Here is a 20,481-nt window from a genome sequence, read left to right on the forward strand (position 1 = left end):
TTCCCTCCTTTTTTAAACAAACTACTTAATTCATACCCTAAAATATTCTAGTGCAAAACGATTCCAAAAGATTTTTCCAAAAAAAAATGAGCCCTTCCGCAGAAGGACTCATTTCTTAAAACATTAGACTGTTTTTTCTTGTTTACGTGATGCGATGACGGCTTGAATTTCAGACTTGATGTTGTCTGATTTCGGTCCATAGATCGCTTGAACGTTGTTACCAACTTCAAGGACACCAGCAGCACCTAATTTTTTCAACTCATCTTTGTTGACTTTTGATTTGTCGAGAACTTCGACACGAAGGCGTGTGATACATGCATCCAAGTGTTTGATGTTCGACTCTGAACCGAGTGCATCAAGGATACCTTCAGCGAGTTCAGAACCTTGAGCAGATGAAGTCTCTTGCGCTGCATCTTCACGACCTGGAGTTTTCAGGTTGAACTTGCGGATTGCGAAACGGAATCCAACATAGTAGATGACAGAGAGTGCAAGACCGACGACGATGACGAGCCACCACTGCGTGCGTCCTGGAAGAACACCGAAGAGAAGGAAGTCAATCAAACCACCAGAGAATGTCATACCGATCTTAACGTTCAACAATTGCATCGTCATGAACGAGAGACCTGCGAAGACTGCGTGAACTGCGAACAAGATTGGAGCAACGAACAAGAATGCGAATTCGATTGGCTCTGTGATACCTGTCAAGAATGCTGTAAGTGCTGCTGATCCAAGAAGACCACCAACGACTGCACGGCGCTCAGGACGAGCTTCGTGGTACATAGCAAGAGCTGCTGCTGGAAGACCGAACATCATGAACGGGAATTTACCAGTCATGAACGTACCAGCAGTCAATTCAACATTATCTTTCAATTGAGCGAAGAAGATCGCTTGGTCACCACGAACGACATCACCTGCTGCATTCGTGTACGAACCGAATTCGAACCAGAATGGTGCATAGAAGATGTGGTGAAGACCGAATGGAATCAACGAGCGTTCGATGAGACCGAAGACGAATGCTGCAAGTGTTGGGTTCTTCTCCATCATGAAGTGGGAGAATGTGTTTAATCCGTCCTGAGCGAACGGCCAAACGAATACAAGTACAAGACCTGCGAACAATGAAACGACAGCAGTAACGATTGGAACGAAACGTTTACCAGCAAAGAATCCGAGGAACTGCGGCAATTCGAGATTATGGTACTTCCCGTACGCCCAAGCTGCAATCAGACCGATGATGATACCACCGAATACCCCAGTTTGAAGTGTTGGGATACCGAGTACGTTTGCATACCCTTGACCGTTAGCAACCATTTCTGGTGTAACGCCGAGCCAAACGCTCATTGTTTTGTTCATGATCAAGAATCCGACGATTGCCGCAAGTCCGGCTGCGCCGTCCCCTGCAAGACCAATCGCAACACCGACCGCGAATAAGAGTGCTAAGTTACCGAAGATGATATCCCCAGCTGCTTCCATCAATTTTGCAACCTTGATGATTGCATCATTTTTCAAGAACTCGAGTTTTGACGTCAAGTTCGGATTTTGCATCGCGTTACCGAATCCGAGTAGGATACCGGCAGCTGGCAAAATCGCTACAGGAAGCATCAACGCTTTACCGACACGTTGAAGAACAGCAAAAATCTGTTTGAACATGTGTGTTTCCTCCTTTTCCTGTTAAGAGCGAAGTATGATGAATAATGCCAATGATTGAGACGAAAAAAGTCAGACATCTGACCGATTTTTTACAGAAAAAAATCAGGCACGAGCGGATTGTAGACAATAGACTTATCCCGTTGAATAACGGAAATAAAGCTTCTTGCCCGACATCCCACTCATGCCTGATCGTATCAGTAACACGTAGTCCGTGCGGTCATTTACCTGAATCGTACTGCACTAAGCGTTGCAGATGCATCGTAAGATACGTCGCCTCACCGCGCGGTACCGCTTTCTTCAACTGACGTTCCATGATGGACATCAGCTCCCAAGCAGTATCATAGCATAGCGGATATTCTTCACGCAATAGCTTTTCTACTTTTTCTGGAGCCTCTAGATACTCCCCATTGGAAACCCTTTCAATCGCTGAACGAAGATGCCGAATCAGACGCTTGTAATCAAGCGATTTTCGATCGATTTTAATCTCCAGTCGCTGTTCGATATGACTAGCAATTAAACCGACGAGTTGATGATGGCGGTTGACTTCGAGTACGTCTTTGAAGTTCGTCGCTGAATGAATATGAAGTGCGATGAATCCTGTCTCAGCTGGAGGCAGGTAAAAATTCATCTCGGCACTGATGAACTCGACGATTTCTTCTGCAAGAGCGTACTCTTCCGGATACAAGGCTTCCGTTTCAGCAAGAAACGGATTCGTGACTTCCATTCCTTGTTCCAGTCGCTTGAACGTAAACGTCAAATGATCCGTCAATCCGATATGGATATGTTCGTCGACCTTTTTTCCGAAGCGTGTCTCGATCATCGAGACGATTTCGTTCATCAACGCGATGAAATTCTCATCAAGATGACCGACGAGCGCCTTATATTGATCCTGTTCTTCTTTATCCTTCAACGTGTAGACTTTTTCCAACTTGTCGAGATCTGTCAGTTGATCGCCTGGCTTCCGACCGAAGCCAATCCCTTTCGCGAGGATAATGACTTCCTGATTCGCACCAGTCGAACAAATGACGACATTATTATTCAATACCTTGATAACGTGGTACATTTGTTTATCCATTCGCTCTCAACCCAATCTGCTCTTACACATTTATTTAAAGACATTGTTTTTATTATAACGGTTTTTCAGACACGAAAAAAGCCTACTTACTCAAGTAGACTTTAAAACATTTGGTAACCGCTCTTACGCAAGAAGCGAATCGATAGACCGGCGATGATGATTCCGGCAAGACCAGCCGCGAACATCGTGATATCCGCTGTCTGTAGACCAGCAATCCGGTCCCCAAGATTCGGAATCGCTTCACGAGCATTCGTGAAGTATTCGAGCGTCGATTGGTTGTCGATCATCATGATGATAATGACCGGATAGAGTACGAGCATCACCCATGTACTCCGCAACAACATGTTTAAGATGAATCCGATACTAAAGAACATGACGAGATAAAGCACACTCCCGATCACGGCTTGAATGATATGCATACTGTTCCCCCTTTGAATCTCTTCTAGTATAACCGACAAAAAAGGCAAATGCACGAGTGTACATTTGCCTAAAACGTGAACTTAGAACTTCCCTTTTTTGATCGCAAGACCAAGCTTTTTCAGTTCGAAGAAGTGTTTGTTGTCGATGACTTTTTTCATGAACGATGCATTACGACCGTAAATCTTCTTACCAAAGACCATGCCGATGCCGTCTTTGTGACCAAGCGAAGCGACCGTTCCTTTGTTCTCGTACGTGAACGTCGATGTTTGACGGCCCGCGATGAGTGCTGCGATGTTCTCAGCGACTTTGTGTGCTTGTTGTGTCGCGATTTGTGCAGTCGGTGGGTACGGACGGTTCGAACTTGGGTCCATGACTGCTGAACAGTCACCGATCATGAAGACATTGTCGTGTCCTGGAACACGGAGATCTTCTTCAACGACGACACGGTTACGCATCGCTTCGAAACCAGATGCTGCAACGACAGGGTTACCGCTGACGCCACCAGTCCAGATGATCGTGTTCGCTTCGATCGTCTCAGTCGTGTCGCCTTGAAGCGGACCGAATGTGACGCTTCCTGGTCCACATTCCTTGATGCCGTTACCGAGTTTGAACTCGATGCCTTGGCGCTCAAGCCATTTGTGTGCATAGTTGACGAGATCTGCATCGAATCCTGGAAGGACTGTCGGTGCTGCCTCGATGTTGACGACACGAACGAGTTCGCGTGGAATGTCATATTGTTTGCACAGTTCTGGAATACGGTTGACGAGCTCACCCATGAACTCGATTCCTGTGAATCCAGCACCACCAACAACGATCGTCAAGAGTGAACGATCTTGTGATCCTGTTGTTTTGTACTGTGCGAATGAGTAATCGATATGTTCCTTGATTTTACGGACGCTGTTCAACGAGCTGATCGTCAGCGCGTGTTCCTTCAATCCTTTGATACCGAATGTTTCAGGAACACCACCGAGAGCAACGACGACGTAATCGTAAGGAACTGTTCCGCCATCTTGTAAGAGAACCGTTTTAGCAGCCGTGTCGACTTTCTCAACGATACCTTTGACAAGTTTGACGCGTGACGGGTTGATGACATCATTGATGTAGATGCGCGCTTGCTCCGCAGACATCGTACCTGCAGCTGGTTCATGCAACCAAGTTGTTTGGTAATGATAGTCGTGTTTGTTAATCAACGTGATGTTCGCTTGATCGACGCCGAGTTTCTTTTGAAGGTTGACTGCTGTGATCAATCCACCGTAGCCCGCTCCAAGAATAACAATGTTAGGTGTGTTCATGTTCTGATACTCCTTACGAATCGTAGTTTTGTTGTGATTTTCTTCACATTCAATTACAGACGAATGCTCAAAAATTTTGTTCAAATAATGTTCACATGTCTATAAGCCTATTGAAACACTTTTCAGGAATGATTGCAAAAGAAAAATGTAATTTCCCTTAAAAAAAAATGTGAGATGTTCCGTACTTGCACCTTCACCCCCTACTTCCTATATAATGGACCTATCCAACGCTAGGAGGGAATCAGATGCACCAACCATATGATGTCACGATCATCGGCGGCGGTCCAGTCGGACTGTTCACCGCGTTTTATTCAGGAATGCGCCAGATGAAGACGAAGGTCATCGAGAGTCTACCTCAATTAGGTGGTCAACTCGCTACGCTTTATCCTGAAAAATATATATACGATATTGCCGGTTTTCCGAAAGTAAAAGCACAGGAACTGGTCGATCGGTTGCTTGAACAAGCAAATGAATTCGATCCGACATACGTGCTCGGTGAGACCGTCATCGCTTACGAACGGATGGATGATGGAATCATCCGCCTCGTCACGAATAAAGGCGAGCATTATACGAAGACCGTCATCTTGACGGCAGGAAACGGCTCGTTCGCCGCGCGTCCACTCGGAGTGGCAGATGCAGAACGCTTCGAAGAAACAAACTTACACTATTTCGTCAACGACATGGAACGCTTCAAGGATCGCCAAGTCGTCTTACTTGGTGGCGGTGACTCTGCAGTTGACTGGTCATTGATGCTTGAGCCGATTGCAAAATCCGTCACGCTCGTCCACCGTCGTGATAAGTTCCGTGCCCATGAACATTCGGTCGAACTGTTACACGATTCGTCCGTCAACGTCATGACGCCGTATACACTTGAATCGGTCACAGGTGAGACGCACATCGAGACGCTGACGTTCAAACATGCTGAAAGTGGTGAAGTCGTCGTCGTCGCTGCGGACGATGTCGTCTGTAACTTCGGCTTCGTCTCGTCACTCGGACCGCTCAAAGAATGGGAAGTCGAATTCGAACGCAATTCGATTCGTGTCAATTCGAAGATGGAGACTGCGATTCCAGGCGTCTTCGCTTGTGGTGATATCGCGACTTACGAAGGACGCGTCAAACTGATCGCAACGGGCTTCGGTGAAGCACCGATCGCCGTTAACCAAGCGAAGCTTCTCGTTGATCCATCTGCTCGTCACCCGCAACACTCGACGAGTCTGTTCGAAAAAGTAACGAATCATTCTTGAGATAACTGAATGGCTGAAAACAAATAAGAGGTCGAATTCCGGATGACATATCGGAGTCCGACCTCTTATTTTGATGGAATCACATATAGGACGTGAACAAACATCTTCGACTCCTACAGGAAAAGGAAGCACGATGTGTGCTTCCGTCAGGGATAGGTAAGACCCGACAGATCACATGGAATGGGAACTGGCGCGGCTTACCTCCCGCCTGAGGAAAGCAAAGATGTTGAAAACGTCCGATTTCATACGGATGATCTTTTAACAGGTATCCGGTAAACCCGTTGCACGAGTTCCACCCCACCTCGCTCAATCATCGATTCTTCGAAGACCTGACCACCGAATCGCTCGTAAAACTGGCACGCTGGATTATCCCGCAAGACAGAAACCTGCATCATCTCATATTCCGCTAAGTCCTCAGCGATGCGTTGAAACAAAGCTTTTCCGAGTCCTTGTCCTTGCGACGCTTGCAAGACATAAATCGCATACAACTCACCTTCACGCGCATCACTTCGATTCGCTCCACCTTGCGCAAAACCAACGACTTCTTCTCCTGACACGGCAACATACACGCGCTGATTGACTAATGTCTGTTCCCATTGTTTCGTCCGTTTTTCGTGCGATAACTGCACTAAATAAGTGTCCGGAATAATACCTTGATACGTCTCCCGCCAGGCATCAATATGAACGCGGGCGATAGCTGACGCATCTTCAAGACGTGCTTCACGAATCCTCATAACGGGATGATGAAGCGACGTGTCTCGCGTCCATTACGAACAGTCGGCTCGATTTCTTGTCCACCGTTCGCCAAGATGACACGGCGAGATGCTAGATTATCAACGCCACACGTCAACAGCACTTGATCGAGTCCACGTTGCCGTGCTTCTTCTAGCGCTAAACGGAGTCCGGTCGTCGCATATCCTTTCTGACGCTCGGATGGTCGGATGCCGTATCCGATGTGTCCGCCGTACAACTTCAAGTTCTCCGTCAAGTCATGCCGGAAGTTCAGCGCACCGACGATTCGTTGCCCGTCGACCATCCAGTACGTCGAATGGGTGACAAGACCCGGTCTGACTGTTGTCTCCATTTCCTTCAGTTCCGCAAAATAAGCGCCCAGTGGTTCATATGTGTCTCCGACTGCTTCCGGCACGATCGTTTCGCCCGACTCTCGCCAGTCTTCTAAAAAGGCACGATACTCTGTCTCCCACGCAAGAGCTGGTTTCATCAACTGCATCATTGGTGATTGCGCACCTCCTCTTCAATCAAACGATCGAGCCAGTCATCGACATGTTGGAACAGATAGCCCGCTTGTTTCGCAGCTTTCGTATCCATATAGAAATCGCGTTCTGGCGCAAGCGGCGATTCATCCTCTCCTTTTGCAACGAGTTGACTCGTCGTTCCCGCAACGCGGTCGATCTTATCCACTAGGTCTTGAATTGATAAGACACCGTCACTTGCAGCGTTGATTGGTCCGGTCAGTTCCGAACGACCACACCACTCAAGAAAGGCAGCAGCTTCGTAACTTGAGATATACCCCATCTTCGCGTATGTGTTTTCGGCAACGATCGGACGACCGTCTAGCGCCCGCTTGATATGAAAAACGAGTCGCTCCGTATAGTCATCTGGTCCGAGGACGACCGGAAAACGGACCGCAACGACTGGGAACGTCGCCCGTTGGAAGAAATAACTCTCCGCTTGGCGTTTCCCTTCGCCATATCCATGTTCCTTCTCAAGCTCATATTTCCCGGGAAACGGATTGTAGGCACGCTCCGTGATATTCGCACCACCGTCTTCATAGACAGACATCGTCGACGTCAACACGTAGCGTCCGACTTTTCCTTCAAACGCGTCGACCGCGAGCTTCGCTTGATACGGTGTGAAACAGATATTGTCATAGATGACATCCCAGTGCTGTTGGCTCAAGTCCTTCATCGTACTGCTTGATGTCCGATCCCCTTTAAAGAATGTCAAGCCCTTCGCGACCGGTGGAGTATGCTCGCCGCGTGTGACGATCGTCACATCATCCCCTGAATCGGCTAACCGAATCGCTAAGCGTCGTCCGAAATAGCGTGTTCCCCCGAAGATCAATACTTTTCTCATCTTGAAGCCCTCCCTGTTCGTAGTAGCATTCACTCTCTTAATATTTCGAGTCAACGGAACAGGTCTCCTGTAGAAGGCAATAAAAAAAATCGTGGACGATGTCCACGATTGGATTCATTAACAGCCACCCGGTGTCCCGGCATTTGTTGCTGTTCGGAACGATGTCCCGCAACCGCATGTTGCGATAGCATTCGGATTCGTAATCGTAAATCCGCCGCCGAGCATCGACTGCTTATAATCGATTTCCAGTCCTTTGACGACCGGATAATCTTTTTCGTCCACGATGACGGTCACGCCGTGCTGTTCAAAAACGAGATCCGTTTCTTTTTGTTGATCGAATCCCATTCCGTACGACAGACCACTACATCCACCACCTTGGACGAGCATCCGAAGATTTCGTTCATCTGCTGGTGCCTGCGCCATCATGTCCTGGACTTGTAGCGCTGCTGCCTCCGTTAAATGGATCATGTCATCACCTTCCTTTTCTTTAGTATACGCAACTTCTGAGCGAATCGAAACCTAGTTGCTTGAAACTATCTTGAATTCGTTGTATAAATGGTATGTACAATAAAATAATCGTTCCATCTTCAGGGCAGGGTGAAATTCCCGACCGGCGGTAAACAACTCTTTTTAAGTTGAAGCCCGCGAGCGAATAGGGCGCTATTTGCTGATTCTGTGTAATTCAGGAGCCGACAGTACAGTCTGGATGGGAGAAGATGGCGGCATGAGTTTGAATTTGATCGATTTTGCAATAATCGATTAGGTTTATTTAATGCGGACTTCTCCCCTGTTGATCTGATCAATAGGGGTTTCTTTATGGTCGCAGTCATGCCAATACTTCATCGAGAGGAACGAGCAAAAGGAGACAATACTCGTATGAAACGCACACAAAAAATGGTCACTCTGTCAATGTTAGGTTCAATCTCATTTGTTCTTATGCTTATCAATTTTCCACTACCGTTCTTACCAAACTATCTGAAGATCGACTTCAGTGATGTTCCTGCTCTTGTCGCAGCGATCATGTTCTCACCGGTCGCAGGTGTCATCGTCGAAGCATTGAAGAACGTGTTATACTACATCTTCCGCGGAAGTGGTGTTCCGGTCGGAGAATTCGCGAACTTCGCTGCAGGCGTCGCATTCGTACTACCTGTCAGCTGGTTCTACCACAAAAAGAAATCAACACAAGGTCTCGCAACTGGTCTCGTCGCTGGTACGATCACGATGGCACTCGGTCTTGCGATCCTCAACTATATCTTGATCCTTCCAGCGTATGCATGGTTCCTCGGTATGGATTACATGGCGGATCCAGCTGTCAAATGGACAGCGATCACTGCCGGTATCTTACCGTTTAACGTCATCAAGGCTTTGTTCATCTCGGCACTCTTCATTCCATTGTTCTTGAAACTACGCCCATGGATGATGCGCCGCCAACAATCTGCCTGATCCGAAAAGCTGCGCCCGCTGACGGACACGAATCCCCTCGTTCAGACGAACGAGGGGATTTTTTGGCCGTCCATGCTCACAGCTCATTCTCTTCGATTTTCAGATAAATCTTTTCAAGCAACTCTTCCGGCGTTTCACCTACGACGGTCTCACCATCTACGAGACAAAAATGGTCAAGCGAACAAATCCCGCAATAACCGAGGCAACCGTATTCGACGACGTCAACATTCGGGTCACGTTCAAGTTGCTCCATGACGACCTGTGTACCAGCCGCTAAGTTACTAATACAAAATTCAATAATCGGATTCACTTTTTTTCCTCCTTCAAGCAGGAAACGACCTGCCTCATGTCGTATTATACAAGGTCAGACTGATTTAGGGGAACTAAGGGGGATTTTACGTTATGAAGCAATTGGTCGTACTCGGCGGAGGTTATGGTGGAATGCGGATTTGTGAGCGATTCAAGGACGAGGAAGTTGCCGTCACGCTCGTCGACCGTCTACCGTACCACGCACTCAAAACGGAATACTACGCACTCGCAGCAGGTACATTATCAGATCGGGATGTCCGGATTGAATTTCCGGAGGGGAAACATCTTACTTATAAATATGGACATGTCATTAAAATCTCACCAGAGACGAATACGGTCCACCTGCAAGACGGATCAGAATTATTCTATGATGACTTGATCATCGCCCTCGGTTGCGAGGATAAATACCACAACATTCCGGGTGCTCAAGAGTTTACATACAGCATCCAGACACTTGAAGAATCGCGCAAGACACAGCAAGCGATCTGTGGTCTGTCACCGGGGTCCGTCGTCTCGATCGTCGGTGCTGGTCTATCTGGTGTCGAACTTGCCAGTGAACTGCATGAGAGCCGGAAGGATTTAACGATTCGTCTGTTCGACCGCGGTCCATCCGTCTTGTCATTCTTATCCGATAAAGTCTCGTCTTACGTCCAGGAATGGTTCGAGGAGCATGACGTGGAAGTCATCAACAATTCGAACGTCACGCTCGTCACGGCGGACGACGTGCGAAACGGCGACGATACGTACCCGTCGGACTTGACGATTTGGACGGCAGGTACGCAGCCGGTCAAGGTCGTTCGCGATCTCGGCTTTGCTGCAGACAGTGGCGGTCGGATCAAATTGACGGCACATCATCACGTGCCGGAATACGATAACGTCTTCGTCATCGGCGATTGTGCCAGCTTGCCGTATGCGCCAAGCGGTCAACTCGCAGAACATCAGGCAGAACAAGTCGTCGACGTCTTGCAAGCGAAGTGGCAAGGGAAGAAATTGCCTAAACTGCCAGAAATCAAACTGCGCGGGATGCTCGGATCGCTCGGGAAATCAGACGGTTTTGGGATCGTCATGGGCAAGCAAGCGCTGACGGGGAAAGTCCCACGTCTCTTGAAGTCCGGCGTCTTATGGAAACACAAAAAGATTAAATGAACAAAAGAGGTGTCCCAAGCTTTGGGATACCTCTTCTTCATTACCCCGTCTGACTTAACTTCGCATCGATCGCTGCCGTGATCGTCTTCAGCTTGACGTACCCCTCGTCAATCATCTCATCATCAAGCACGATCAGTGGATAAAAATAGACTTCCTCTTTCAAGGCTTCCGTCCATTGATCCGATGTTGCTGTCTCGAAATCGACATAGCGTAGCGTCATTTCTTGCTCATATTTCCGTCCGAGGACAGCTTTTAGCCAACTGAACGTCTCTTCCGAGCTGGGTGCCCCGACACAACTCGGACAAGTGACCGCTGTCCCGTAAACCGTGATTTCCATCTTGAAGTCCCCCTTTTCAATTCTCTCCTCTTTAGTATACAAGTTTTCCAGATTGAGAACATTTTTCAACCCTGTTACAATGAAACTATACGAAAGGATGTGTTTACGCATGGAAATGTTTGATCAAGTGAATGAAGTTCTTGAAAAATTGCGTCCGTTCCTTCTTCGTGATGGAGGAGACGTTGAACTCGTAGATGTAGAAGACGGAATCGTAAAACTCCGTTTGATGGGAGCTTGTGGTAGCTGCCCAAGTTCAACGATCACATTGAAGGCCGGTATCGAACGTGCCCTTCTTGAAGAAGTCGCTGGCGTCGTTGAAGTCGAACAAGTCTTCTAATACATGAAATCCCGAACGAATTCTCGTTCGGGATTTTTTGATTCATAGAATCCATTCGGCTAACGTATCGACCATGTATGTCGGTTGACGATCCTGACCTTGAATGAAGACGGGTGTGTGGACGCCAGAATTGACGTGCATCGTCCGGATGCCTCCATTGATTCCGAATAGGATATCCGTATGGTAGTTATCCCCGACCATGATGACGTCTTCTTTTGACAGACCAATCATCTCCGTCGCGATATCGACCATGACCGGTTCCGGTTTGCCGATGAAGAACGGTTCCTTCTCCGTCGTCACGCGCAGTACGGACGTCAAGGCACCGTTTCCTGGTAAGAATCCACGTTCTGTCGGAATGGCGATGTCTCCGTTCGTTGAGATGAAACGAGCACCGGCACGAATCGCGAGGGCCCCGACAGCGAGTTTTTCATATGTGATCTGACGGTCGAGACCGATGACGACGTAATCTGCCGCTTCGGTTGCGACGACGTCTAACCCTTCCCGTTCAAGCGCATCAATCAGTCCTGTCTCACCGATGGCATAGACGCGCGCTTTCGGTGATAGATCAGCGATATAACGACCAGTCGCCATCGCACTCGTCAAGACGTGTTTCGCATCGGAATGAACACCCATCCCGCGTAATTTCTCCGCCACGGCTTCTGCCGTCATCGACGCATTATTCGTCACGAACAAATACGGAACCCCTTCTGCTTGCAGACGATTGACGAAATCGACCGCTTCTTTTACCGGTTCCGTTCCGTTATACATCGTTCCATCTAAATCAAATAAATAGCCTTTTGCCTTCATCCTGACTCACTCCTCGTTTGGTAAAAATGCAGACACCGGTCCGAGTTCTGTCTCGATATACCGGCGAATCGCTTCCGGGAAACGACGTAGTTCTGCTTCCTCTGTCTCAAGTACCGCCCGAATCTCCGCCATACTCGACTGTGTGAATGACCGGACGATCAACGTACGTAACGCAACGAGCTTCTTCAGACTCGTCGCGAGCGGTCCATCGATGACCTTCTCATCTTCTAAAATGAGAATGATATCTTCATAACTTCCCGGATCCCGCATGATGAATCCATCAATCATACTGTTTCCGATGTCGATGACACTTTCAATGACTAAAAAACCGATCCGTTCCATAGCCAGTGCCGTCGTCACCGGATCCCCCGTAACTTCCTTACTTTGTCGAAGTGCCGTCTCATAACAGACGACCGTCTCTTCGATTTTTTGACGATTGACGAAATACATCTTCATTCCCCCTCACATCCTCCATTTTATCGTTATCCGGCAATCCTGAAAAGCAGAAAGGTCATTTGCATCACATTCCCCAATGTGTTATCCTCAATTTAGATTTTTGCTGAAAATAGTATGTCACATTGGTGACGTGGAGGTTATATACATGGAACGGGAACTCGCACTGGAAATCGTACGCGCTACGGAAGCAGCAGCATTAGCTTCTGCTCAATGGATTGGTCGCGGTAAGAAAAATGAAGCGGATGATGCAGCAACGACTGCGATGCGCGAAGTCTTGAACACGGTCAACATGAACGGAACGGTCGTCATCGGTGAAGGAGAACTCGACGAAGCACCGATGCTCTTCATCGGCGAACGTGTCGGAACAGCAAACGGTCCAATCGTTGACATCGCCGTCGACCCGCTCGAAGGTACGAATATCGTCGCCAAAGGTCTCGGTAATGCGATGGTCGTCATCGCCGTCGCCGATCAAGGTGCCCTGCTCCACGCACCGGATATGTATATGGATAAATTAACAGTTGGACCGAACTTGAAGGGGCACGTCTCGCTCGACGATCCACTTGAAGTCATCATTGAAAAAGCAGCTCAATACAACAATAAACGGATTGAGGATGTCACGGTCATCATGCAAGACCGCCCACGTCACGATCACTTCCGCGAAGCCGCGATGCGGATGGGCGCACGGGTTCGTCTGTTTGAAGACGGCGACGTCTCGGCTGGAATCGCACCACTCTCTCCTGCGACAGGAATCGATATCTTCATCGGTACAGGCGGTGCTCCTGAAGGTGTCATCACGGCTGCTGCGGTCAAAGCAATGGGCGGCGACATGCAGGCACGCTTACATCCGATGAACGAGGAAGAAACCGCTCGTGTCATCCGGATGGGGCTTGAAGATCCGCTTCAACTCTTGACGCTTGATGATCTCATCAAAAGCGACGACTGTATCTTTGCCGCGACCGGCGTCACGACAGGCGAAATGCTCGATGGCGTCAAGTTCTTGACGGATGATATCGTTGAGACGACATCCCTCGTCATGCGTTCAAAGACACGGACGATTCGAAAAGTCATCGCCGAGCATAGCTTATCGCGTAAACCATACTTGCAAAAAGTCCCCCAAACCCTTTAATCTGAAACAGATGTTAGGGAAATGAGGGAAGCTGAATGATGGAAGAACGTGATTTTTTATATGATGATGTCGAACAAACGAAGACACGCTTCGTCAGTTGGATTGGAGAAGCCAGTCGGTTTGATCTCGCCATCACTCACTCGGAGCATTTTTACGGTAAGATTCTCGTCTTGAATCTCTTATCGAATCGCTATGCGATCATCGGTGCGGACGATTTTGATGAACCTGGCTACATCGCGACGGCGTTTGACGTCGAAGACGATGCGGCAACGGAACTTGAGATGTACCTGCGTGCTTATATCGGTCTATGAAAAAAGCCTTCGTCCGTGGACGAAGGCTTTTTCTTATAAGAGACGATCGTTTCGTTCATTTAGTGTGTTCGGTCCGCTGAAGACGTTCGTATTGTCTGACTCGTCATGGGCACGACGCTCTGAATGCTGGTCTGCTTCATCACCGACGAGTAATACGAATTGACCGCTTTCGACCGCATGATTTGCACGATCGACGTCTTCCTTCGTCAAGCCACTTCCATGAATCGCGTCGCCATGAGAAGCCGTATCATCCTTTTTGAAGATACTCTTGATTTCCTGCCAGAGATTACGATGATCTTCCTGTGACAGACGCGTAGATGTCTGTTGGTTGTTCAAATCCGCCAATTCCTCGATTTGTTCGAGATCGTATTTGTCGTGCGCTAAAACTTTTAAATCAGTCGAGACGACACCGGCAACACGGAGATCGTGCACGGCACTGACGACTTCTGGTACGGATGAGTAAATTCCAACGATTCGCATGGATAGTTCCCCCTATAGGTACATGATACTTATAGTAATAGCCGAATTCCGTCCACTAGAAACGCTTTTCTGTATGACAGTTTGATTACTCGCTTTCCGTCTTCTCTGGTGCAGGTGCGAACTTCCGTTTCAACTTCAACGTATTGGATGAAGAACCGTCGAAGCGAGGTGGTGCTTCTTCTCCTTCTACCAATCCGATCTTCTTGACGATGAAGTAGGCACATCCGAAGTTACAGTATTCGTAGAGATAATCCGCCACATGCGAAATCTTCGTATCGAATGTCGCTTTCTCGTGTTGATCCTCATAGAAGCCACGTAGCCGTAATTGACCGTGCCCCCAGTCCCCCACGATATAATCATATTTCTCAAGGACGTCGCTAAAACGACCGATGAAGGCTTCCTCATTAAAACCTTCGCGCTTCTCTTCGACGACCTCATAACGTTCCCGATTGACTTGTATCATTATTCCCACCTCCTGCTGTTCTTATCATAGCATATTCCATTTCGCCTGGCAGACAAAAAACCGTCCGAGCAACTGCTCGAACGGTTTTTGATCATTAGTCGATCGGAAGTGCTGTTTTATTCTTTTTCGCTGCGTTGACTTGCTCATCCGCGTGATACGACGAACGAACGAGTGGACCTGCCTCACAGTGCGAGAACCCTTTGCTGAGGGCGATCTGCTTCAGTTCAGCGAACTCTTGTGGTGTATAGTATTTGATGACGTCGAGGTGTTTTTTCGTCGGTTGGAGATACTGACCGATCGTCATGATGTCGACGTTATTTGCGCGAAGATCATCCATCGTTTCAAGAATCTCTTCCCATGTCTCACCAAGACCAAGCATCAAGCTCGACTTCGTTGGAATTTCAGGTGCGAGTTCCTTCGAACGACGAAGGAATTCAAGCGTCCGATCGTAAGTTGCTTTCGCACGAACGGTCGGTGTCAGACGGCGGACCGTCTCGATATTGTGGTTCATGATGTCTGGCTGTGCATCAATCAGCGTTTTCAACGCTTCAAAGTTCCCACCCATATCTGAAGGCAGGACTTCGATTGATGTCTCTGGGTTCATCCGACGCACTTCACGGACAGTTTCAGCGTAAACGCCTGCTCCGAAATCATTCAGATCGTCACGAGCAACCGCTGTGATGACCGCGTGCTTCAGGTTCATCAAACGAACGGATTCCGCGACACGTTTTGGTTCTTCGAGATCGAGTTCGTTTGGACGTCCTGTCGTCACGGCGCAAAAACGGCACGCACGTGTACAGATACTTCCGAGAATCATGAACGTCGCCGTCCGGCGTACCGCCCAACACTCGTGGATATTCGGACACTTTGCTTCCTCACAGACAGTATGTAGCTTTTTCTCGCGCATCATACTTTTTAATTCTGTGTAGATTTCATTCGTATTCAGCTTGATTTTCAACCATTCCGGTTTACGTTGGATTTCTCCGCGTCCCATGGTTTCGCTTCCCCCTTCATCCCCAAAAAGTCAATTAATGTCTGCTTTAGTATAACAAACAATCAGGGTTTGCGAACAGGCAATTCATTATATTCCGACTTCTCCGATAAGCGTTTGAACAACAAATCCCGTAACAATTCCGGCATGAAATATTCTTTTGGCATTTCTTTGATCGCTGGGAAGAGTGGACCGAATGTGAACATATCCGGCAAGACGACCGTATAGTTTCGCGTTGGCTCAAGCGGTTGATGTTCCGCCAAACCAGCATAATGCATCCGCCCCATCAACTTACCACGGAAACCGAGACCACGAACCTTTAGTTGTTCGAACTGATCTGTTTTGACTTCGTCGAGGAAAGTTTGGACTTCCACTCCGGTCATCGTCACTTTACAGGGATTGATCGGGTGCGGGCAGAGTCGATGTAAATCAAAGGCAGAGACAGGACCTGGTGGAAGTGACCCAAGCAGAATGCCTGCCGGGACACAAGCGATATCCGCATCACACCAGTCGCGCATCGTCTCGACAAGCAATTGTGAGAATGGCGACTCGCTGAACCAGTCATTGGCTAGACCCGATGTCTCGCCAATCGGCTCCTTCATCTGTTGTTCCGCCAGATATTGTTCCCGGTCGAGTAAATTCGCCGTCGCTTCGTCCTCGGCGTAATCGTGCAAGGAGTGAAGGACCGCTTCCTTCTCACCCGTATCCGTATTCATGTAGATCTCACCTGCATATTGTCCATGTTTTCCCGCTTGCGTGATCAAGACACCATTCTTGACGACACCGTCATCAAGGACATGATGTGTATGCGCACCGATGATCAAATCAAGTTCCGGAAAACGCATCGCCAGTTCTTCGTCTTGATAGAAACCGAGATGACTTAAACAAATCAAGACGTCGACTTCTTGCCGCAAACGCTCGATTTCACGCGCTGCGACGTCAAACGGTTCTTCGATCGTCCAACCAAGTAAACCGTATAGTTCAATATACGGTGCCGTCAGACCAAAGACGCCGACTTTGCCGGTCGGTAATTCGTGAATGACACCTTGCTTCGCAAACGGTGCTTCTAAATTCGAGACGAGGACCGGAAAATCCGCTTCCGTGTAGAGATTCGCTAACCAGTCATGTGGAAACGTGATGCCTTCATTGTTCCCGATCGTCACTGCGGTCGGCATCAACGCATTCAGTAGATGCGTATTGATCTTTCCTTTTGTTGCTTCCGTCGCTGGATCCACACGGTCAGCATGATCGCCGAGATCAAAAACGAGCGAATCGTACGTCCGGTGTTCCTTGACGAAGGACATGTAGCGAGGCCACATATCGAAGTGTGAGTGCAAATCATTATAGTGAATGATGTGTAACTTCATGCAGAAGCCCCCCTTGATGATTTAGAACAAAGAGATTTGTCGCGGCGCGAGTTCATAGTCGAGATCGAGAATCTCGATTAATCGTTTCGCATTCGGGGCAGCATCTCCTGCTGAGTTGTTATTAAAAAAGACATAGACATCCTTTGCTTCCGCTGAAACGTCGCGGACGTGACTTGCGAGTTCTTGTAGCTCGTCTTCCGAATATCGATAGAGACAGCGGACTTTTCGCCAATCTTCGCTGCTTTGACCGGGTTTCTTTAACCAACCGGCTTTATTTCGTCCGTGGAGGCGGATGAATGCCGTCTCCTGCGTCACGACCGGTACGAATGGTACGGAACCATCTTCCGTCTGCGGTTCGTCACAAATCGTATGAATGAACTGATGTTCCTTCAGAAAACGGAGCGTTCGCTCACGATAAGCTTCCGAATACCACGATGGATTTCGGAACTCGATCGCGACCGGCAGTCCGGCAAGTGATTTTCGAATCGTTTGCAAATATTCCAAGTGCATTTTGCTGACATCGAACCAGGGCGGCAACTGCACGAGGATCGCCGCAATCTTTCCACTCTTTCGCATCGGTTCGATCGACGCGATATATTGTTCAAAAATTGGTCCGAGCGGATCTTTATTATCCCGGTCGTGCCCACTCATCGCCCGGTGAACCTTGACGATGAAGCGAAACCCATCCGGCGTCTCGGATACCCATTTCTCATAGTTTCGTTCCGGTTGAATCGCATAGAATGTCGAGTCGACCTCGACCGCTGGAAAATGACCGGCATAGGCAGCCAGTTTCTCTTTACGATCTTGCGGGGTCAAGTAGAGACTATCATGATCTCCCCAGCCCGTGACACCGATATATATCATGCTCTCTTCCCCCTCGTATGTTCTATTCTACCTATTCATCATAGCATAGCAGAATCCGGGATTTCTTCTTCGATGCTTCCTAAGCAAACACTCTTTTTTCAGAAAAAAGACATCCCTCTCCTCCCTACTCATGCAGGAAGGAAAAGGATGCCTAGTCAACTGTTTTCATCATGAAGCAGTAGACTGTGCCTCAACGATTTTTGGAGCAGGAGCTCTTCGTTTTGGAACCGGAACGATATAGTTCCCGTACGGCAATAGACTAATGACATACGACACAGAAATCGAAGCCGCAAGCGTGACGATCATCGCAAAAATGAACATACTCGCAGAATCGAAGTAAGCGAAGAGATCCGTTCGACCGATTCCGCGGATGACGAGCGGATGAATCAGGTAAATCCCCATCGAGTGCGTTCCGATCGTCTGGAAGATGCGCATCGCTGTCGCATCCGTCTGGACACGGCGGAAGACGTAGTTCAAGACGACGAGGACGAACGGGATGTACACAAGGTTCGAAATGTTCGTCGACGTGTACGTCCGCTCTAGGTCGATACTGACCCAAATATCAAGGATGATCAATCCACTGATCAGCAATAAGATTGTCCGATGACGCTTTAGAATCTGTTGAATCTCTTCATAATAGACGGCATATGTAATCCCCATCATAAAATAGGCAATCCAATTGAGTAAGAAAGAACGGCTATTGACGAGTCGATCCAGAAACTCGATGTCTGTCGTTAAACTTCCTGAAGTCAGCCAGAAGTAGTTGACACCCATCGACACCACTGTCGCGACAAGTAGCAATGTTCCTTTCTTAAGTCGTGCAAGTACCGGAAATACGACATAAAACTGAAGCACCGTCAAAATGAAGTACAGATGGAAGTTTGCCGTTCCATAAAGGAAGTAATCCGATAGTGGCATACCCGGCTTTAGACTATCTTCTACATGATAACGATACACGAGGTAAATCGTGCTCCAAATCAAATAAGGAATGAAAATTTTAGAGAAACGGGACTTGACGAATGTTCCAAAATCAAATCCTTTGCGCTGGACCATCGACATCAACAGAAACGCACTGATGATGGCAAAGATCGGCGTACCAATCCGGGAAAATTGATCGATGTAACCAATCGCTTCATTTTCGAATTCCCCTTTCGAATGGTAAAGACCGGCGATGACATGGACAGCGACGACCATGATTGCCGCAATTGATCGAATGACAGGAATTTCTTGATAAAATTTCATTTTTTCACACCTTAATCATGTTTATAGATTTTTTCACAAAAGTTATTATAATCTATTTTCGTCCAAATTAAATGATAATATCCAAATTTTATCGGATGTAACGAAAAAGAATCTATTTTGAAATGAGGATTCGTCTTATACACATCTGCTAAAATGTCATACTGCTTTTTCTGTTCTTAATAGCTTGAAGAAAAAAGAGAGAAGTGTTTTTGTTCGCTCGAAATCGCTTCTTAGGGAAAAAACAAGCAAGAGCGACCCTGCAGCGAAGCGAAGCGACGTGATGCTTTGTCCCAGGAAAACGATTCGAGATGAACAAAAAAAGCGCGATCCTTCTCTTTAGAGAAAAATTGCACTTTGTCTTTAATCTGAAAGAATCCCTTTTGAAATAAGAGACTCTTTTTTGTGAAGACTAGATTTTTTCGTAAGATAACGCGATACATCCGGAAGCAAAGACGCGTGTTTCGACTAACCGTAGCGTCTGTGGTTGATCAAATACCGGAAACATCCGTTTTCCACTACCGAGCAGAACGGGGTAGATCACGACATGATAACGATCGACGAGTCCAAGCTCAATTGCTTCAGAAGCAAGCGTCGCCCCACCGATCGCAATCTGTTTTCCAGGCAATGCTTTTAGTGCTTGAAGTTCCTCGGCAAGCGACTGATTCGCTAGACGTGCCTTTCCTTCGACAGCGTCGAGCGTCCGCGAGAAGACGACCTTCTCAAGCGATTGCCAGGTTTTCGCATACTCGACGACAATCGGCTCGTCTTCCTGATCCGCTGTCTCCCAGTACTGCATCATCTCGTACAAACGACGTCCATAGACATGGGTATCGAACGCTTTCTCGTAGTCATTGAAATACTGATGTAATTCTGCGTCTGGTGAAGCGAAATCGATCCTACCTGACGCATCTTCGATATAACCGTCGAGCGAGACTTGAAAGGAATAGACGATGTCACGTATAGTAATCCCTCCTTTTTCACTCTTTACCCGAATAACCATTTCATGAAAAAAACTCCCTCATCCGTA

25 protein-coding genes and 1 riboswitch are annotated in these 20,481 nt (G+C 47.9%); of the genes, 6 read left to right on the top strand and 19 right to left on the bottom strand.

Annotated elements, in window-relative coordinates:
- Positions 1 to 123: 123 nt before the first annotated feature.
- The 4 genes from ptsG to KNQ08_RS09105 all read right to left on the bottom strand — a co-directional run bounded on the left by ptsG (position 124) and on the right by KNQ08_RS09105 (position 4,434).
- Entirely contained in the window at positions 124 to 1,647 is a 1,524-nt protein-coding gene (gene ptsG, locus KNQ08_RS09090; protein WP_029342409.1) for a glucose-specific PTS transporter subunit IIBC, read from the bottom strand.
- A gap of 217 nt (positions 1,648 to 1,864) precedes the next feature.
- Complete coding sequence (glcT, locus tag KNQ08_RS09095; protein ID WP_023469132.1) at positions 1,865 to 2,722, bottom strand: glucose PTS transporter transcription antiterminator GlcT; 858 nt, start codon at positions 2,720 to 2,722, stop codon at positions 1,865 to 1,867.
- Positions 2,723 to 2,823: 101 nt separating this feature from the next.
- Complete coding sequence (locus tag KNQ08_RS09100) at positions 2,824 to 3,141, bottom strand: YuiB family protein (RefSeq protein ID WP_023469133.1); 318 nt, start codon at positions 3,139 to 3,141, stop codon at positions 2,824 to 2,826.
- A gap of 81 nt (positions 3,142 to 3,222) precedes the next feature.
- Entirely contained in the window at positions 3,223 to 4,434 is a 1,212-nt protein-coding gene (locus KNQ08_RS09105) for an NAD(P)/FAD-dependent oxidoreductase (RefSeq protein ID WP_029342410.1), read from the bottom strand.
- Between the two features lie 245 nt (positions 4,435 to 4,679).
- Between KNQ08_RS09105 and KNQ08_RS09110 the strand changes: the two genes are divergently transcribed.
- A complete protein-coding gene (locus KNQ08_RS09110) occupies positions 4,680 to 5,678 on the top strand; it encodes an NAD(P)/FAD-dependent oxidoreductase (RefSeq protein WP_023469135.1) in 999 nt (332 codons plus the stop codon).
- A gap of 242 nt (positions 5,679 to 5,920) precedes the next feature.
- Here KNQ08_RS09110 and KNQ08_RS09115 read toward each other — a convergent pair whose 3' ends face one another.
- From KNQ08_RS09115 to KNQ08_RS09130, 4 genes are all read right to left on the bottom strand, one after another.
- The gene (locus tag KNQ08_RS09115) at positions 5,921 to 6,412 is read right to left on the bottom strand and encodes a GNAT family N-acetyltransferase (protein WP_214723847.1); all 492 of its coding nucleotides are present in this window, start codon (positions 6,410 to 6,412) and stop codon (positions 5,921 to 5,923) included.
- Positions 6,409 to 6,912 (bottom strand): GNAT family N-acetyltransferase, encoded by a 504-nt coding sequence (locus KNQ08_RS09120; protein ID WP_214723849.1) that lies wholly within the window; start codon positions 6,910 to 6,912, stop codon positions 6,409 to 6,411. Before KNQ08_RS09120 ends, KNQ08_RS09115 begins: the two co-directional genes overlap by 4 nt.
- A complete protein-coding gene (locus KNQ08_RS09125; RefSeq protein ID WP_214805315.1) occupies positions 6,909 to 7,775 on the bottom strand; it encodes an NAD-dependent epimerase/dehydratase family protein in 867 nt (288 codons plus the stop codon). The genes KNQ08_RS09120 and KNQ08_RS09125 overlap by 4 nt, the downstream gene beginning before the upstream one ends.
- 117 nt (positions 7,776 to 7,892) lie before the next feature.
- Positions 7,893 to 8,243: a HesB/IscA family protein gene (locus tag KNQ08_RS09130; RefSeq protein WP_029342414.1), complete on the bottom strand. Its 351-nt coding sequence runs from the start codon at positions 8,241 to 8,243 to the stop codon at positions 7,893 to 7,895.
- A 111-nt stretch (positions 8,244 to 8,354) separates the two neighbouring features.
- Positions 8,355 to 8,497, top strand: a riboswitch (FMN riboswitch).
- A gap of 154 nt (positions 8,498 to 8,651) precedes the next feature.
- On the opposite strand from KNQ08_RS09130, the gene KNQ08_RS09135 reads away from it, so the two are divergent.
- A complete protein-coding gene (locus KNQ08_RS09135) occupies positions 8,652 to 9,218 on the top strand; it encodes an ECF transporter S component (protein ID WP_029342415.1) in 567 nt (188 codons plus the stop codon).
- Between the two features lie 76 nt (positions 9,219 to 9,294).
- Here KNQ08_RS09135 and KNQ08_RS09140 read toward each other — a convergent pair whose 3' ends face one another.
- On the bottom strand, positions 9,295 to 9,528 hold the full coding sequence (locus tag KNQ08_RS09140) for a YuzB family protein (RefSeq protein WP_023469141.1): 234 nt from the start codon (positions 9,526 to 9,528) through the stop codon (positions 9,295 to 9,297).
- Between the two features lie 92 nt (positions 9,529 to 9,620).
- On the opposite strand from KNQ08_RS09140, the gene KNQ08_RS09145 reads away from it, so the two are divergent.
- Positions 9,621 to 10,673 carry an NAD(P)/FAD-dependent oxidoreductase gene (locus tag KNQ08_RS09145; protein WP_023469142.1) on the top strand — a complete coding sequence of 351 codons (1,053 nt, stop codon included), beginning with the start codon at positions 9,621 to 9,623 and terminating at the stop codon, positions 10,671 to 10,673.
- A gap of 40 nt (positions 10,674 to 10,713) precedes the next feature.
- Here KNQ08_RS09145 and KNQ08_RS09150 read toward each other — a convergent pair whose 3' ends face one another.
- A complete protein-coding gene (locus KNQ08_RS09150) occupies positions 10,714 to 11,010 on the bottom strand; it encodes a DUF1462 family protein (RefSeq protein WP_214805317.1) in 297 nt (98 codons plus the stop codon).
- A gap of 109 nt (positions 11,011 to 11,119) precedes the next feature.
- Between KNQ08_RS09150 and KNQ08_RS09155 the strand changes: the two genes are divergently transcribed.
- On the top strand, positions 11,120 to 11,347 hold the full coding sequence (locus KNQ08_RS09155; RefSeq protein ID WP_012371190.1) for a NifU family protein: 228 nt from the start codon (positions 11,120 to 11,122) through the stop codon (positions 11,345 to 11,347).
- A gap of 42 nt (positions 11,348 to 11,389) precedes the next feature.
- Here KNQ08_RS09155 and KNQ08_RS09160 read toward each other — a convergent pair whose 3' ends face one another.
- Both KNQ08_RS09160 and KNQ08_RS09165 read right to left on the bottom strand, forming a co-directional pair.
- A complete protein-coding gene (locus KNQ08_RS09160) occupies positions 11,390 to 12,154 on the bottom strand; it encodes a TIGR01457 family HAD-type hydrolase (protein WP_214805318.1) in 765 nt (254 codons plus the stop codon).
- A gap of 6 nt (positions 12,155 to 12,160) precedes the next feature.
- The gene (locus KNQ08_RS09165; RefSeq protein WP_023469145.1) at positions 12,161 to 12,604 is read right to left on the bottom strand and encodes a DUF86 domain-containing protein; all 444 of its coding nucleotides are present in this window, start codon (positions 12,602 to 12,604) and stop codon (positions 12,161 to 12,163) included.
- A 151-nt stretch (positions 12,605 to 12,755) separates the two neighbouring features.
- Between KNQ08_RS09165 and glpX the strand changes: the two genes are divergently transcribed.
- Together glpX and KNQ08_RS09175 are read left to right on the top strand one after the other, a co-directional pair.
- Entirely contained in the window at positions 12,756 to 13,736 is a 981-nt protein-coding gene (gene glpX, locus KNQ08_RS09170) for a class II fructose-bisphosphatase (RefSeq protein ID WP_029342420.1), read from the top strand.
- 35 nt (positions 13,737 to 13,771) lie between these two features.
- Positions 13,772 to 14,047, top strand: a complete 276-nt coding sequence (locus KNQ08_RS09175; RefSeq protein WP_023469147.1) for a DUF3055 domain-containing protein — start codon at positions 13,772 to 13,774, stop codon at positions 14,045 to 14,047.
- Between the two features lie 33 nt (positions 14,048 to 14,080).
- Here KNQ08_RS09175 and KNQ08_RS09180 read toward each other — a convergent pair whose 3' ends face one another.
- The 7 genes from KNQ08_RS09180 to KNQ08_RS09210 form a co-directional block, all read right to left on the bottom strand.
- On the bottom strand, positions 14,081 to 14,527 hold the full coding sequence (locus tag KNQ08_RS09180; protein ID WP_029342422.1) for a general stress protein: 447 nt from the start codon (positions 14,525 to 14,527) through the stop codon (positions 14,081 to 14,083).
- Positions 14,528 to 14,612: 85 nt separating this feature from the next.
- Positions 14,613 to 14,990, bottom strand: a complete 378-nt coding sequence (locus KNQ08_RS09185) for a YutD family protein (protein WP_023469149.1) — start codon at positions 14,988 to 14,990, stop codon at positions 14,613 to 14,615.
- Between the two features lie 94 nt (positions 14,991 to 15,084).
- Complete coding sequence (lipA, locus tag KNQ08_RS09190) at positions 15,085 to 15,984, bottom strand: lipoyl synthase (RefSeq protein WP_214805320.1); 900 nt, start codon at positions 15,982 to 15,984, stop codon at positions 15,085 to 15,087.
- Positions 15,985 to 16,046: 62 nt separating this feature from the next.
- Positions 16,047 to 17,348 (bottom strand): bifunctional metallophosphatase/5'-nucleotidase, encoded by a 1,302-nt coding sequence (locus tag KNQ08_RS09195; protein ID WP_214805322.1) that lies wholly within the window; start codon positions 17,346 to 17,348, stop codon positions 16,047 to 16,049.
- Between the two features lie 21 nt (positions 17,349 to 17,369).
- Positions 17,370 to 18,212 carry a DUF72 domain-containing protein gene (locus tag KNQ08_RS09200; protein ID WP_214805324.1) on the bottom strand — a complete coding sequence of 281 codons (843 nt, stop codon included), beginning with the start codon at positions 18,210 to 18,212 and terminating at the stop codon, positions 17,370 to 17,372.
- A 168-nt stretch (positions 18,213 to 18,380) separates the two neighbouring features.
- Positions 18,381 to 19,454, bottom strand: a complete 1,074-nt coding sequence (locus tag KNQ08_RS09205; protein ID WP_214805326.1) for an acyltransferase — start codon at positions 19,452 to 19,454, stop codon at positions 18,381 to 18,383.
- 409 nt (positions 19,455 to 19,863) lie between these two features.
- Complete coding sequence (locus KNQ08_RS09210; RefSeq protein WP_214805328.1) at positions 19,864 to 20,454, bottom strand: dihydrofolate reductase family protein; 591 nt, start codon at positions 20,452 to 20,454, stop codon at positions 19,864 to 19,866.
- Positions 20,455 to 20,481 lie beyond the last annotated feature (27 nt).

The sequence above is a fragment of the Exiguobacterium sp. s46 genome, from assembly GCF_018618875.1.
Taxonomy (GTDB): Bacteria; Bacillota; Bacilli; order Exiguobacteriales; family Exiguobacteriaceae; genus Exiguobacterium_A; species Exiguobacterium_A abrahamii.